11 protein-coding genes are annotated in these 14,619 nt (G+C 64.7%); 4 read left to right on the plus strand and 7 right to left on the minus strand.

Annotated features, from left to right (window positions below; genetic code table 11):
- Positions 1-37 precede the first annotated feature (37 nt).
- Together HKW67_RS10310 and HKW67_RS10315 are read right to left on the minus strand one after the other, a co-directional pair.
- Complete coding sequence (locus tag HKW67_RS10310) at positions 38-1,294, minus strand: GAF domain-containing protein (protein WP_171225305.1); 1,257 nt, start codon at positions 1,292-1,294, stop codon at positions 38-40.
- A gap of 1 nt (position 1,295) precedes the next feature.
- Positions 1,296-2,006, minus strand: coding sequence for an SDR family oxidoreductase (locus HKW67_RS10315; RefSeq protein ID WP_171225306.1), 711 nt, complete (start codon positions 2,004-2,006; stop codon positions 1,296-1,298).
- Between the two features lie 186 nt (positions 2,007-2,192).
- Here HKW67_RS10315 and HKW67_RS10320 point away from each other — a divergent pair, with 186 nt between their 5' ends.
- The 3 genes from HKW67_RS10320 to HKW67_RS10330 all read left to right on the plus strand — a co-directional run bounded on the left by HKW67_RS10320 (position 2,193) and on the right by HKW67_RS10330 (position 6,596).
- Positions 2,193-3,299, plus strand: a complete 1,107-nt coding sequence (locus HKW67_RS10320; protein WP_171225307.1) for a phytase — start codon at positions 2,193-2,195, stop codon at positions 3,297-3,299.
- Between the two features lie 14 nt (positions 3,300-3,313).
- Positions 3,314-6,157, plus strand: coding sequence for a TonB-dependent receptor (locus HKW67_RS10325; protein WP_171225308.1), 2,844 nt, complete (start codon positions 3,314-3,316; stop codon positions 6,155-6,157).
- Between the two features lie 163 nt (positions 6,158-6,320).
- Positions 6,321-6,596: a hypothetical protein gene (locus HKW67_RS10330; protein ID WP_171225309.1), complete on the plus strand. Its 276-nt coding sequence runs from the start codon at positions 6,321-6,323 to the stop codon at positions 6,594-6,596.
- Positions 6,597-6,603: 7 nt separating this feature from the next.
- Here HKW67_RS10330 and HKW67_RS10335 read toward each other — a convergent pair whose 3' ends face one another.
- Together HKW67_RS10335 and HKW67_RS10340 are read right to left on the minus strand one after the other, a co-directional pair.
- Entirely contained in the window at positions 6,604-7,038 is a 435-nt protein-coding gene (locus HKW67_RS10335) for a hypothetical protein (RefSeq protein ID WP_171225310.1), read from the minus strand.
- Entirely contained in the window at positions 7,035-10,214 is a 3,180-nt protein-coding gene (locus HKW67_RS10340; RefSeq protein ID WP_171225311.1) for a VPS10 domain-containing protein, read from the minus strand. The genes HKW67_RS10335 and HKW67_RS10340 overlap by 4 nt, the downstream gene beginning before the upstream one ends.
- A gap of 127 nt (positions 10,215-10,341) precedes the next feature.
- Between HKW67_RS10340 and HKW67_RS10345 the strand changes: the two genes are divergently transcribed.
- Positions 10,342-10,731, plus strand: a complete 390-nt coding sequence (locus HKW67_RS10345; protein WP_171225312.1) for a GxxExxY protein — start codon at positions 10,342-10,344, stop codon at positions 10,729-10,731.
- 168 nt (positions 10,732-10,899) lie between these two features.
- Here HKW67_RS10345 and HKW67_RS10350 read toward each other — a convergent pair whose 3' ends face one another.
- Genes HKW67_RS10350 through HKW67_RS10360 form a run of 3 tightly spaced genes read right to left on the minus strand, consistent with a single transcriptional unit; the run spans position 10,900 to position 14,583 of the window.
- The gene (locus HKW67_RS10350) at positions 10,900-12,246 is read right to left on the minus strand and encodes a glycine--tRNA ligase (RefSeq protein ID WP_171225313.1); all 1,347 of its coding nucleotides are present in this window, start codon (positions 12,244-12,246) and stop codon (positions 10,900-10,902) included.
- Between the two features lie 19 nt (positions 12,247-12,265).
- Positions 12,266-13,291: a YpdA family putative bacillithiol disulfide reductase gene (locus tag HKW67_RS10355; protein ID WP_171225314.1), complete on the minus strand. Its 1,026-nt coding sequence runs from the start codon at positions 13,289-13,291 to the stop codon at positions 12,266-12,268.
- Positions 13,288-14,583 carry an adenylosuccinate synthase gene (locus HKW67_RS10360; protein ID WP_171225315.1) on the minus strand — a complete coding sequence of 432 codons (1,296 nt, stop codon included), beginning with the start codon at positions 14,581-14,583 and terminating at the stop codon, positions 13,288-13,290. Before HKW67_RS10360 ends, HKW67_RS10355 begins: the two co-directional genes overlap by 4 nt.
- Positions 14,584-14,619: the final 36 nt, after the last annotated feature.

Consider the following 14,619-nt stretch of genomic DNA (forward strand, 5'->3'; position numbering starts at 1 on the left):
GATTGAACGAGAAAACTGGAGGGTCGACGGGTGCGGATCAGAGATCCACTTCGACGGGGAAGACCAACGTCCATCCGCCCTCGTCTTCTGACCCACTGGCCGATTGCTCGACGCGCATCTGACCGCCAAGGCGCCCGGCAAGGACGGTGGCCAGCGGCTGATCGAGTGCCGTCACCGCCCCCCGCACGCCCGCAAACGGGTCGTGCGCCGGACGGCGCAGCGTCTCCTGAAGTATACGTGAAGGCACCGAGGGAGGTTGATCCGCCACCGCGTCCATCGAGGCGTCGCGCCACCCGACCTGCAGGGCGATGAACCCTCGTCCCAGTCGCACCCCGGTATTCACCGTCCCGCCCTCCATACACGCGGACCGTACCGCCAACCCGACGACCAATTCCAGGAGACGGGACAGCCAGTGCAAGTCGCCACGGATCATCGGCAAAAGCACCGTTGGCTCGTCCACGTGAATCGGCACCATCGGGGCCCGGATGCGCCACGTGGACACGGCGGAGAGCAGCGGCTCCCGTGGGTCCACGTCGGCCGCTGCCGCCGAGAAGTCATCGCGTGTGACCAGGTCGTAGTCGCGGGCCGCGACGGCCAGCGCATGGACGGCGGCCAAGCGCATTGAGGCGTCAGCGGTCTCACCGGGAGCCGCCAGCGTGAGCAACGCCGACACCACGTCGTGCACGGTCTGATCACGCGCCCGTTCGGCGCTGTTCCACACCGCCGCCTGTCGCTCGAGCTGCGCATTGGCTTCGGCCAGCGCCGCATTCGCGCGTCGCAGCGCATCGGTGCGGCGCGACTTATCAGTCGCTGCCGCCAACTGATCGGCCACCACCCGCACCAACGCGCGCTGCTCGTCGCGCACCGGTGTGGCGTCGGCGAAATAGAAGGCGATCGCCCCGATGGGCCCGTCCGCCGTTTCCATCGGCGCCGCGATGATCGACCGGAAGCCCAGCTCCGAGGCCACTTCGTGCCACGCACCAAGCGACGCATCGGCGAAGAGATCGGCGACCTCGACCAATCGTCGCTCCGCCACGGCCACACCACTGGGCCCGTCGCCGACGCGCACGCGCAGCGCGCCGATCCAATGACGGTGCTTCGACGGCCACTCATGCTGTGCCACCGGCCGCAGCAGTTCCCCGTCGTCCCCGAGTTCCATCACCAGCGAGAACGCCGCGCCGAGGATCGGGGTGACCCGATCGAGCGCGAATTGCTGCACATCACTCGGGCGATCAGCCAGCAGGAATGCGTGCGCGATCTCGCGCACCGCGAGCAGTTCGCGCGCGTCACTCACCTCAGGAGGCCCGAGGGCGCTTCGGGGAAAGCGGCCGCACCTCGAGCCGATGCACGAGCATATGCGGGGGTGCCTCAATCGCGAAACCGACGGCATCAGCCACGTTCTGCGGCTCGAGCATCCACGTGCGATTCGTGCCGGCGGGGAACAAGTCGGTATCCACCGAGCCGGGCGTGATCACCGACACACCGACACCGGCATCGCGCACTTCCAGCATCAGCGACTCCGCAAAGCCCATCACGAAATGCTTCGTGCCCGTGTAGCAAGTGCCGCCGACGAACGTGTTGCGTCCCGCCGTACTGCCGATGATGCAGACGTGTCCGTGGCCGCGCGCGACCATGCCGGGTAGGACTGCGCGCGTGACATGATAGAGCGCGTTCACGTTCACGTCGACCTGACGATGCCACTCTTCGGCCGTCATCTCGAGGAACGGTTTCATCACGGCGACGCCAGCGTTGTTCACCAGGACATCGACGTGCAGTCCGGTCAGTCGCTGCGCCGTGACCAGCGCATTCTGCACGTCGGCCGCGATGCACTGGACGGAGGCACCGAGTGCCTCGCACTCCGCGGCCACCGCCATCAGCAGCGACTCGTCACGCGCGACGAGGATCAGATCGTGCTTCGGGGCGAGCCGGAGCGCGATGGCGTGCCCGATACCGCGTGATGCGCCGGTGATGAGCGCCACCGGGCGGGAATTGGCAGAGGGAGTCATGCCGGAAAGCTACGCCGTGACTGTGTTCAGGAAAGCCGCCCAACGCAAAGCCGCCGAAATACAACTGTGACAGAGTCGTCGCCAAATCGGGACAGCCTCGTCGCCGGATAGTCATCGATTCGGGGGACCTTCTCGAAGTTGAGGCTGCTGGCATGACGCCGGGCAGCGCCCCTCGGTTCCCTCTCTGTGCAACGCATCTCGCTGGCCGCGTCCGCGGCCCTCGGCCTGGCGCTGAGCGGCTGTCGAACTGGGGAATCCCCATCGACAACCAACGCCGACTCTCTCGCCGCGGCCGCCGTGTCGTCGGCCGCCGATACGCTCCGACCGGTGGTCGTCACCGCCGCCGTGCTCAACGACTCGGACGATCCCGCGATCTGGATCGACACCCTGAATCCCTCCCGGTCGCTGGTGATCGGCACCGACAAAGGGGACAGCACCGGTGGACTCTACGTATTCACTTTGGATGGGCGGATTGACACCACACGCACGCGTCGTCCACTCAAGCGTCCGAACAACGTCGATATCATCTCCGGCGTCTCGCTGAACGGGAAGTTGATCGACATCGCGGTCGCCGCTGAACGTGGCACGAAATCGCTCCGGATTTTCCGACTGCCGGATATGATGCCGATCGACGCTGGTGGCATCCCGGTGTTCAACGCAGATACGACACGCGCGCCCATGGGGATCGCGCTGTATCGCCGTCCCCGCGACGGCGCCGTCTTCGCGATCGTCGGCGGTAAGAGCGGCCCGCGTGAGGGATACCTCTGGCAATACCGCCTCGCCGATGCCGGCAACGGGACGCTCACCGGTACACGGGTACGCGCCTTCGGCGCCTACAGCGGACAGAAGGAGATCGAGGCGATCGCCGTCGATCAACAACTGGGCTTCGTCTACTACAGCGACGAGACCGTCGGCATCCGGAAGTACCACGCCGATCCCGATCTCGCCGAGGCCGCAAAGGAACTGGCACTCTTCGGTACGACCGGATTCGTCAGTGATCACGAGGGCATCGCCGTGTACCCCACGAGCGACTCCACCGGCTACCTCGTGGTCTCCGATCAACAGGGCCACCGACTGCAGCTGTTTGCGCGCGAAGGTGCCAAGGGCGCGCCGAACACGCACATCGCGCTCGCCACGATCCCGGTGGCGGCCCAGGAAACGGATGGCCTCGAAGTCACGGCCCGTGCGCTGTCCCCCGCGTTTCCCGAAGGACTGCTCGTGATGATGTCGACCGACAAGACGTTCCACTTCTACGACTGGCGCGATGTCCGCAAGCGCCTTCCTCTAAACTGATCTCTTCGATGCATATGTCGATTCGCAGTATGGCCATCGGCCTACTGCTCGCCGCCGCGCCGCTCGGCGCACAGGGTGTGGTCGTCGGTTCCGTGACCGATCCGAATGGGCGACCGCTCTCCGGCATGCTCGTGTCCGTTGACGGTACGGCGATTCGCGCCGCGACCCAGAATGGCACCTATCGCGCGGTGAACGTGCCCGCTGGCGCACGCACGCTCACGTTCCGCTACATCGGCTTCCAGGCCGTGTCCAAGTCCGTCACGGTCAGCACGGGCGCCACCGCCACGCTCGACGTCAAGATGACGGCCGCGATGACGACACTGTCGGCGATCGAGGTGAAAGGACAGGTCGCCGGACAGGCGTCGGCCCTGAATCAGCAGCGCACTGCGGCGACCATCTCCAGTGTCATCGACAACGAACTCGTCGGTCGCCTACCCGATCCGAATATGGCGGAGGCGCTCGCGCGCGTGCCCGGCGTTGCCGTGCTACGCGATCAGGGAGAGGGACGCTTCGTACAGATCCGCGGCACGAACGCCGACCTCAATTCGATGTCGCTGAACGGCCTTCGCATCAGCTCACCGGAACAGAACAGCCGTCAGTTGCCGATGGATATCGTGCCGTCCGATCAGGCCGCACAGATCCAGATCTCCAAGACGCTCACGCCTGATATGGACGCCGACGCCATCGGCGGCAACGTCAACATCGTCACGCGCACCGCTCGGGCGAATCAGCCGCTACTGAACGCCACGTTCGCCGGTGGCGCCAACCAGCTCGGCGGCGGTGCCTTGGTCAACGTCGGCGCCAACGCGGGCAAGCGCTTCGGTGCGTCGCAGAAGCTCGGCGCGATGATCGGCGGCACGTACTACAAGAATGAGCGGGCGTCACAGAACATCGAAGGTGACTGGTGCTCGCAGACGCGGAACTGCGGTGTAGCCCCGTCGCTCACGTCGCTCGATGCGCCCAACCTGTTCGAGCTGCGCGACTATCCGCAGGTGAACCGGTTGCGCGCCGGGCTTAATGGCACGCTCGACTACTTGCTCGCCAACAACAGCAAGCTGTTCCTTCGCGGCACCTTCAACCGCTTCTCCGACGACGAAGTCCGCGCCCGTGCGCGCTTTCGTTTCCGCGGCGGCGGCGGCTCCCGTTGGACGCAGGTGACGCCCGACTCCGGCATCACCACGGGATCGCAGTTCGATCGCGACATCCGCTTGCGCGAAGTGATTCAAGATATCATCACCGCGCAGATCGGTGGCGAGCATTTTGCCGGCAACGGCAAGGCGCTCGATTGGGCGATCGGAACGTCGCGCGCTACCGAGAGTCGTCCCGATGTCCTGACGATGTCCTTCCGCCAGAGCGGCATGACCCTCGGCTACAATTTTGCCGACCCCGATCGACCACGCGCCAATGTGTCTGTCGGATCGTTCGACGATCCCTCACGCTTCGGCTTCAATAGCCTCGTGCGGGAAGTCCGCGATACCAAGGACAATGACATCAGTGCGAAGCTGAACGCGTCGATGCCGGTGGCGTTCGGGGCCTTCTCCGGCACCCTGAAGGGCGGCGTTGCCGCGCGGCTCAAGGAGCGCGAAAACACGCTGGCGAACACCACCTTCACCAGTGCACTCGGCACAAACGCCTCCGGTGCCACGGGCGCGACGCTCATGAGCGCGCTCACCTCGGAAACGACCGGTCGCACGATCTTCGGTGGCGACTATCAGTTTGGTCGCACGTTCGATCCGACGCGTATGGCCGACTTCATCAAGGCGAATCCGAATGCCTTCACGCTGAACACGCTGACATCGCAGACCACGTCGGCCGGCGGAACGTTCGCCGTCGGCGAAGACGTGTACGCGGCGTACCTCATGGCCACACTCGACGCCGGCGCGCTGCGCCTGGTACCCGGCGTACGCGTCGAGGCCACGCGTGTAGAGAATACGGCAAAGATCATATCGCTCAACGCCGCTGGCACGGCGCTCTCCCGCCCGATTTCGGACACGACGGGCACGAGCAACTACGTGAATGTGTTCCCGTCGATTAACGCCACGTATCGCGTGGACGAATACACCAACGTGAAGGCGGCGATTACCACGGCGCTCGTGCGTCCGCAGTTCCAGGACATGACGCCGTACGTGAACGTCCAAGCCGGCCAGCAGACGGCGACCATCGGCAACCCGGCGCTCGAGGCGACTACCGCCCTTGCGTATGATCTCATGATCGAGCGCTACTTCCGGTCAGTCGGTTTCGTGTCAGCCGGCGCGTTCTACAAGGACCTCAAGAACTTCATCTTCCCGACTGCACGCGCGCGTCGCACCGATGAAGCACTCGGACCGGACGCCACGCAGGTGATTCAGCCGGTCAACGGCCCCACCGCGAAGCTGTACGGCTTCGAAGTCGCCTGGCAGCAGAACCTCACGTTTCTCCCGGGTATGCTCGCCGGACTCGGACTGAACGCGAACTACACCTATACGAAGTCGGTGGCCGAGATCCCTGGCCGCGGGCGCACCGGGGTCGACACACCGCTTCCGGGTCAGACGGGCAATGCCGGCAACCTCGGCGTGTTTTTCGATCGCGGACCCGTATCCCTGCGCGTCGGTGCGAACTACTCCGGCGAATTTCTCTCCACGATCAACGCGCTGACGCCCGAAGGTGACACGCGCACCCGTGAGCGGCTGCAGTGGGATGCATCGGGATCGTTCCAGATCCGCAGCGGCATGAAGCTCTTCGCGGAAGCGATCAATCTCTCGAACACGCCGCTGCGTGCCACGGTTGGTGATCGCCTCAACCGCGGCGGCGGCGGCGACGATCCGAGCTACGAGTTCTACAAGCCGTGGGGTATGGTGGGTCTGCGCATCGAACGCTGACACCAGCGCGCGACAGTGCCAATGTTCCATTGAGTGAAAATAGACGGGCCCCCCGCCGGCTTAACATCGCCGACCGGGGCCCGTCAACTGTTATGAACCCGTCGCAACACGGCTGACGATCGAGGGATCGACGCCACGTTGCCGCGCCTCAGGAGAGTGTCTCATGCGTCGTTCGATCTATCTCGCCGCACTGCTCGCCGCGCTGCCTTTCGCCGTGGCATCGACCGCGTCCGCACAGTCCGTGAAGCAGGAAGCGAAGGAACTGCGGAAGGCCAAGCACGAACTCAACGGTGATCAGCGCGACCGTCGGCAGGCCGTAAAGGCCGGCGACAGAAGCGCCGTCAAGCAGGAGACGCGTGAAGTCCGCGCCGACAAGCGTGACGTGAAGCAGGAACGTCGGGACGTGAAGCGGGCCGTGAAGGACAAGCGGAACCCGTAGTCACGCACTATTTCGGCGCGGCACTCGATTGAGGCGCCGCGCCGATTTGCTTGAGCTGCGCATCCAACAACCGCTTGGCCAGATTCGCCACCGGCGCGTTGGGATGGCGCGAGAAGTAGCCGAGCCACTCTCGCGTGTCCTCGCTTTCGTAGCGCGATCCCAACTCGAGCGCGCAAGTGACTTCGGCCTGCGTCGTCGCCTGATCGGCGGTTTCCTGATACACGATCAGACCGAAGGTGTACGCTGTGCCGCTCGCCAGTGAATCGACCGCCGGCGGCAATGGGATCGACAGTGCCCGCTCTCCCTCGCCGCGCATGAACGCCGGATTGCGAACGGCGAGGCATCCTTGCATCGCGTTCGCCACGCGCGTTCGCACACTCGGACCGCAGCCGGTGCTCAGCGCGACTGCGCTGAGCACCGTGATGATGACGCGAGTCTTCATGGCGTGGCAGTGCATCCCGCCACGACCGTGCACTTGGGATCGAGCAACGGCAGGTTGAGCCGCTTCAACTCCGCGTTCACCGCGGACAGATCGACCTTCCACACGGTCTCGAGTTTCGTGGTATAGCCGCCGAGTTCCTTCGTGAGGATGCTGAGGATCTCCGGCATGTACGTGCCCGGGGGACCGTCACCACGCTCCGACATCGAGAGCAGATTCGCGAGTCGGTTGTTCACGCGGATGGGGAAGTTGAGCGGGTCCTGTCCGCTCTGGTTCTTCACCTGATACACCTGCTCTTCCACCGCCGACGCGTTGGTCTTGAGCGTACCGCCCTTCGCCGCGAGCGCGGCATCCTGACTGCGCTTGAGGCGGTCGTCCAACTGCTCCTTCACGCGACGAATCTCGATCACGGCCTTCTGCGCTTCGTTCGTCTTGTCGCGCACCTGCTTGCCGAACGCGTACTGCGCGCGCAGATCGGCGTTCGTGACTTCCGGCAGCAGCGGGCTGCGCTGAATGGTCATCGGCGCCGTCAGCGTCTTGCCGTCGGCGGTGAGGCGCACGGTGTAACGACCCGGCGGCAGCGCCGGCCCAGCCGTACCAGCGCCCCACAGAATCATGCCCGGGAAGCTTTCGATTCCCGTGGCGCGCATGTCGTAGGTGAAGCGCGACAGACCGGCGGTGAGCGGGAACGACGACGACGTACCGCGCCGGCGACCCGCGCCGGCACCAGCCGCCGATGTCGCGGTGTCACCCGTGAGCTCGCGCAGCACGGCACCGGCCGAATCGAGGATCGACAGCGTCGCACGCTTCGGCGCCGACTTGAACACCCAGCTCATCGGCACACCAGCGCTGGAGCGGATGCCGACCGGCGGCGCGAATAGATGGGCGTCGGCCGCGAGCACGGCCGGTGTCGCCTGACGAAGCGGCGCCACATTGTCGAGCACCCAGAAACCACGGCCGTGCGTAGCGATCACGAGATCGTTCGCTTCCACCACGAGATCGGCGATCGGCGTGTCGGGCATATTGAGCTTGAGGCTCTGCCAGTTCGCGCCGTCATCGTACGAGATGTAGACGCCGTGCTGCGTGGCGGCATACAGCAATCCCTTGCGGGCCGGATCTTCGCGCACCGCATGCACATAGTCCTCGGCGCCGAGTCCGTTCACGATCTTCGTCCACGTCTTGCCGAAGTCGGTCGTGCGGAAGATGTACGGCGCGCGATCGTTCAGCAGCGGACGACGCACCGACATGTACATCGTGCCGGCATCGAACGCCGACGCATCGATCTGTGAGACGCGGCCGAAGTCCGGCATGTCCTTCGGCGTCACGTTGGTCCACGTGAGACCGCCATTCCGCGTTACGTGCACGAGACCGTCGTCGGAACCGGTCCAGATCACGTTCACATCCTTCTTGCTCGGCCCCACGGAGAAGATCACGCCGTACACTTCGGGGCCGTTCATGTCACCCGTGATCGGGCCACCCGACTTCTCCTGCGTTTCCGGCGCGTGACGCGTAAGGTCACCGCTCAGCACCTTCCACGTGCGTCCACCATCGAGCGTGCGCCACAGACGCTGCGACGACACGAACAGCATCTTCGGATTCAGCGGCGAGTACAGGATGGGGAACGTCCACTGCCACCGCTCCTTGATGTCTTTCGACGGCTCACCCGAATAGAACCAGGGGTACGGATTCACTTCACGTGACAGCCCGGTCTTCTTGTTGAACTTGTCGACGTAGCCGCCGTTGTTCGTACCGGCGTAGAAGATGTCGGGATCGAGCGGATCGGTCGCGATGTAGCCGGGCTCACCGCCGCCAACCTGATACGACACCGCCATGCCGCCCGCCGCCTGCTGCGCGCCGTTCGGCCGTCCGAAGTTCCACTGCGACGGCGTGCACAGGGTGCTGTTGTCCTGCTGCGACCCGCAGATGTGATACGGAATGTGCTTCGTCGTGATCGCGTGATACCATTGCGCGGTCGGGAAGTCCTGCTCGGTCCACTTACCGCCGGTGTTCGTCGTCACCGCGCCGCCGCCGTCGTTGGCGCCAACCAGGTGCGTCGGATCAGCCGGATCGATCCACAGGTCATGGTGATCGCCGTGCGTCCCGTTGCCGATGCTCGTGAGCGTCTTGCCCGCGTCGGCCGAACGGAACAGCGACGTGTTCTGCGCGTACACGACATCGGCGTTCTTGTGGTCGGCGAACAGGTGCGTGTAATAGAACGCGCGCTGCCGGATGTTGCGGTCGCTGTTCACGAGCGTCCACGTGGCGCCGGCATCATCGCTCTTGAAGAGGCCACCGTTGTCGTTCTCGATCAGCGCGTACACGCGGTTCGAGTTCGCGGCCGTGAGTGCGACGCCGATTCGACCTACCAGGCCGGCCGGCAGTCCCTTGTTGCGCGTGATCTCGGTCCACGTCTCGCCACCGTCGGTGCTCTTGAACAGTCCGGAACCCGGACCACCCGACGACATCTGAAATTCCTTGCGGTACGCTTCCCACATGGCCGCGTACATCACACTCGGGTTGTTGCGGTCGAGGGCGATATCGATCGCGCCCGACTTGTCATCGCGAAACAGCACCTTGCGCCACGACTTGCCGCCGTCGGTGCTCTTGAACACCCCGCGCTCGGCACTCGGCACGCTATACTTGCCGAAAACGGCCGCATACACGATGTCGGGGTTGGTCGGGTGGATGCGGATCTTCGAGATGGCATCGACGGTCTTGAAGCCGATGTGCGCCCACGTCTTGCCGGCATCGGTGCTCTTGTAGATGCCGTCGCCGGGCATGATGTTGCCGCGAATCGCCGACTCACCCATGCCGATGTACACGATATCGGGATTACTCTCGCTCACGGCCACCGCGCCCACCGAGGCGCTGGTGATCTGGCCGTCGGTCACCGGCGCCCAATTCTCGCCGCCATCGGTCGTCTTCCAGAGCCCGCCACCGGTCGCGCCGAAATACGCCTCGTTCTTACGCCCCACCACGCCGCTGGCGGCAATCGACCGGCCGCCGCGGTCGGGACCGATGTTGCGCCACCGGAACGACTTGAGCAGCGTCGAATCCAGCGTAACCGGCGCCAATGGCGCGACGCGGGAGGTCGCCGTCGCCGGTTTGGCCGGCGGTTGCACCAGCGCCGCCGGAACGGACAGCGCCGTGAGAAACAGGAAAGGTCGAAGTGGCAGCATGGTCGGGAATGAGGAGGCGGAGCACTGCAGGGCCGCCCGCGTACGAACGGCACCCTTACGTTGCAGGCTACGTCCGGGGATGGCAACTCGCTGACACGACGATGACGGCCTCGGCGCATGATCCGGCATGCCCCCGATCAATCAGATCACCGCCGACATCATCGACGCGTCGATCCACATCCATGCCGACCTCGGCCCCGGCCTCTTCGAATCGGCGTATGAGGAACTGCTCGCCGCCGAGCTAACGCGCCGCGGTCTCCGCGTCCAACGGCAGCTCGTCGTGCCTTTCGAGTACAGAGGGACGAAGATTGAATTCGGGTTCCGGCTCGACCTGATGATCGAGGGGCGCATTCCGGTGGAGCTCAAATGCACCGAACGCCCGGCGCCCATTCACCAACGACAATTGCTGACCTATCTGCGGATCATGAAGCTGCCAGTCGGCCTGCTCATCAATTTTGGTGGCGACCGCCTGATCGACGGCGTTCAGCGGATCGTCAATGGCTACACCGGCGAATGATCAAACCAAAAGCCTTTTGAAAAGATCACGCAAAGAAAAAGAGGGCGCAGAGAACGCAGAGACCAAAATCACATGTTCTCTGCGTTCTCTGCGCACTCTGCATCTCTGCGTGATCTTTTCCTGCAACCTGTGTGATCAGTTCCTACGATTCCGCCGCAAGCACACCAACTACCCCACCAGCTTCGCCGCCAGGTAGCCCTTGAGCTGACTCACGTCGACCCGGTCCTGCGCCAGGGTGTCGCGGTCGCGCACGGTGACCGTCTGATCGGTCGTGCTCTGGCCGTCGACCGTGATGCAGAACGGCGTGCCGACTTCGTCCTGACGGCGGTAGCGCTTGCCGATCGAGCCCGATTCGTCGTAGTCCATCGGAAACGCCATGCGAAGGTCGTTCATGATGTTCTTCGCCATTTCCGGCTGACCGTCCTTCTTCGTGAGCGGGAAGATCGCGGCCTTGATCGGGGCGATCGACCGATGCAGGCCCAGCACCACGCGGCCTTCATCTTCGCCCTCCACCGACTCTTCGCGGTACGCGTTCACCAGCGCGGCCAGAGTGACACGATCGGCGCCGACCGACGTTTCGATCACGTACGGCACATAGCGCTTGTTGTTCAGCTGGTCGTAGTACTCGAGCTTCTTGCTCGAGTACTGCTGATGCTGCGTGAGATCGAAATCGCCGCGATTGTGCACACCTTCGATTTCCTGGAAGCCGAGGGTGCCGCCGAAGTCGAACGTCACGTCGAATGCCGCGCGCGCGTAGTGCGCGAGCTCACCGGCGCCGTGCTGATGGAACTTGAGACGCTCCGGCGAGAGACCGAGCGCCAGATGCCACTCCATGCGCAGCTGCTTCCACTGCTCGAACCACTCCATGTCCGTGCCCGGCTCGACGAAGAACTGCATCTCCATCTGCTCGAACTCGCGCGTGCGGAAAATGAAGTTGCCCGGCGTGATCTCGTTGCGGAACGCCTTGCCGATCTGCGCGATGCCGAATGGCACCTTCTGACGCATGCTCTGCTGCACGTTCAGAAAATTCACGAAGATGCCCTGCGCCGTTTCCGGACGCAGGTAGACGATGCTCGCGCTCTCCTCGAGCGCGCCCATGTACGTCTTGAACATCAGGTTGAAATTGCGCGCTTCCGTGAGCTGACAGGCATCGTGCTGCCCCGGCTGCTTGCTCGGCTTCTGCGGGCAACGCGCGTCTTCGAGCTTGTCGGCGCGGAAACGGCCCTTGCACGTCTTACAGTCCACCAGGGGGTCGACGAAACCGGCCACGTGTCCGCTCGCTTCCCACGTGCGCGGGTGCATCAGGATCGCCGCATCGAGCCCTTCGATGTCGTCGCGCGAACGCACCATCGCGTTCCACCAGCGATCCTTGATGTTCTTCTTGAGCTCCACACCAAGCGGACCGTAGTCCCACACCGAGCCCGTGCCGCCGTAGATCTCGGAGGACTGGAAGATGAAGCCGCGGCGCTTGCACAGCGACACCAGCTTGTCCATCACGTCGGGTTGGGAAGCCATCGGAACCGAAGAGTTGAAGTCAGGAAAGGATATGCCGCACGATCGTGTCACCGTGATCGCGGCCGTTCTCGATGAAGATACGATTCGCCGAAAGCCCGGAGGCGATCACTCCCGCAAGGTAGACACCGGTGACCGGCGTGGCCATCGTGAGCGGGTTGTGCTGCGGAATGCCGCTGTCGGGCTCGATGGGCACGCCCACCGCCTCGAGCAATCCCGTTTCCGGCAGATACCCCGTCATCGTGTACACCTGCGTCGCCGGCACGCGCACCTCGCCCTCAGGCCCCGCGATCACGACCACGTCGGGCTCGATCGCCAACACCCGGCTCTCATAGTGCGCCTGGATGCTGCCCTCGTGAATGCGCGCCTCGATTTCCGGACGTACCCACGGCTTTACCCCGTTGTCCAGCGTGGCACCCACGTGCACCATCGTGACGTGGGCGCCGGCGCGGTACATGTCGAGCGCGGCGTCCACGGCTGAATTGCCGCCGCCCACGATCACCACCGGTTCGCGCCACGCCGAGTGGCCTTCCACGTAGCCGTGACGCACATGCGGCAACGATTCGCCTGGCACCTGCAGCAGATTCGGACGACCGAAATAGCCCGTCGCGATGATCACCGCATGCGCCGCCGTTTCCATCACCTCGCCACTGCGCTTCACGCTGCGCAGCAGCCACTGCGCCCCGCGCGCGGGCGCCAGCTCGCCGGCCGGCGGATCGAAGCGCACCGGGCGCATCGATTCCACCGTTTCGTACTGCCGCACCGGCACGTCGTACATCGATGCCACACCGCGATAGTAGGCGAGCGCATCACGACGCGTCGGCTTGTCGGTCGCCACCAGGAACGGCACGCCGCCGATCGCGATCCGTTCGGCCGTACTGAAAAACGTCATGTACGTCGGATAGCTCGCGATGCCGTGCACGATGCACCCGCGGTCGAACACCGCGACCGACAATCCACCGCGAATCGCCGCAATCGCCGCGGCCAGACCGCACGGCCCGGCCCCCACGATCGCCACGTCCACGAACGTCGTCACGGACGCGCTCATGCGACGACCGCGTGAACTCCAATGATCTGGTCACGACGGGTTCCCACGCTCACGTACGCGATGGGCGTCTCGCACAGCTCTTCGAGACGATCGAGATAGGCACGCGCTGCGGCCGGCAGGTCTTCCAGCTTCCGCGCATCCTGCGTGGATTGGTTCCACCCCGGCATCGTCTCGTACACCGGCTCGGCGTGCTCCAACAGTTGGAGATCAGCCGGGAATTCCGTGTGCACTTCCCCGTTGATACGATAGCCCGTGCACACCATCAACTCGTCGAGCGTGTCCAGCACGTCGAGCTTCGTAATGGCCAGCGCCGTGAGACCGTTCACGCGCGCGGCGTAGCGCACCACCACGCCATCGAACCAGCCGCAGCGACGGGCACGTCCCGTGGTCGCGCCGAACTCGTGGCCAAGGGTGCGCACCTGCGTCTGCAGCGGCTCGGCGAACTCCGTCGGCAGCGGGCCATGACCGACGCGCGTCGTGTAGGCCTTTACCACACCCAACGCGCACTGCAACGACATCGGCGAGATGCCAACGCCGGTGGCCGCACCGCCCACCGTGGTGTTGCTCGACGTCACGAACGGGTAGGTGCCGTGATCGATGTCGAGCATCGACCCCTGCGCGCCTTCCAGCAGCACCGCCGCACCGTTCTTGATCGCGCGATGCACGCACAGACCAACGTCTTCGGCCAGACCGAGCAAACGCGGCGACAGCGCATCGAGCGCGGCGATCGTGTCGTCCACCGACGCCCGCAGATCGGAGCCCGAACGTTCCAGCTGCGCGTTCGCCCGCTCCACACCCGCGGTCACGAGCTCGCGCAGCCGCGCGGGATTCCGCAGGTCGAGCACGCGCACACCACGACGCGCCACCTTGTCCTCATAGGCCGGACCGATGCCGCGACCGGTCGTGCCGATCGCCTTGCTGGCCGCGCTCGCCTTGTCCACGAGTTTGTGATACGGCATCACGAGATGGGCGCGCTCGCTGACATACAGCCGCCCTTCCACGTCCACGCCGTCGGCGATCAACTCGTCGACCTCCGTGAACAGCGTCTCCGGGTCCATCACGACGCCATTGCCGATCGCGCACCGCACGCCGGGGTGCAGAATGCCGCTGGGGATCTGATGCAGGATGAACGACTTGTCGCCGATATGCACAGTGTGGCCGGCATTGGCGCCGCCCTGATAGCGCACGACCCAATCGGCCTTCTCGGCGAGGACGTCCACCAGCTTGCCCTTCCCCTCGTCGCCCCACTGGGCACCTACCACCACCACCGTACGTGTCGTCGAATCGAACATGCGAATCCCTGGCTCCGGCGGCTCGGTGCCGCGCAC

The organism is Gemmatimonas groenlandica, from assembly GCF_013004105.1.
In the GTDB taxonomy this organism is placed as follows: Bacteria; Gemmatimonadota; Gemmatimonadetes; order Gemmatimonadales; family Gemmatimonadaceae; genus Gemmatimonas; species Gemmatimonas groenlandica.

Excerpts from the sequence above, each read along its gene's own strand:
- HKW67_RS10335 (WP_171225310.1), bottom strand. The coding sequence starts at position 7,038 with ATGAAGACTCGCGTCATCATCACGGTGCTCAGCGCAGTCGCGCTGAGC.
- HKW67_RS10315 (WP_171225306.1), bottom strand. The coding sequence starts at position 2,006 with ATGACTCCCTCTGCCAATTCCCGCCCGGTGGCGCTCATCACCGGCGCA.
- HKW67_RS10350 (WP_171225313.1), bottom strand. The coding sequence starts at position 12,246 with ATGGCTTCCCAACCCGACGTGATGGACAAGCTGGTGTCGCTGTGCAAG.
- HKW67_RS10325 (WP_171225308.1), top strand. The coding sequence starts at position 3,314 with ATGTCGATTCGCAGTATGGCCATCGGCCTACTGCTCGCCGCCGCGCCG.
- HKW67_RS10360 (WP_171225315.1), bottom strand. The coding sequence starts at position 14,583 with ATGTTCGATTCGACGACACGTACGGTGGTGGTGGTAGGTGCCCAGTGG.
- HKW67_RS10355 (WP_171225314.1), bottom strand. The coding sequence starts at position 13,291 with ATGAGCGCGTCCGTGACGACGTTCGTGGACGTGGCGATCGTGGGGGCC.
- HKW67_RS10340 (WP_171225311.1), bottom strand. The coding sequence starts at position 10,214 with ATGCTGCCACTTCGACCTTTCCTGTTTCTCACGGCGCTGTCCGTTCCG.
- HKW67_RS10330 (WP_171225309.1), top strand. The coding sequence starts at position 6,321 with ATGCGTCGTTCGATCTATCTCGCCGCACTGCTCGCCGCGCTGCCTTTC.
- HKW67_RS10345 (WP_171225312.1), top strand. The coding sequence starts at position 10,342 with ATGCCCCCGATCAATCAGATCACCGCCGACATCATCGACGCGTCGATC.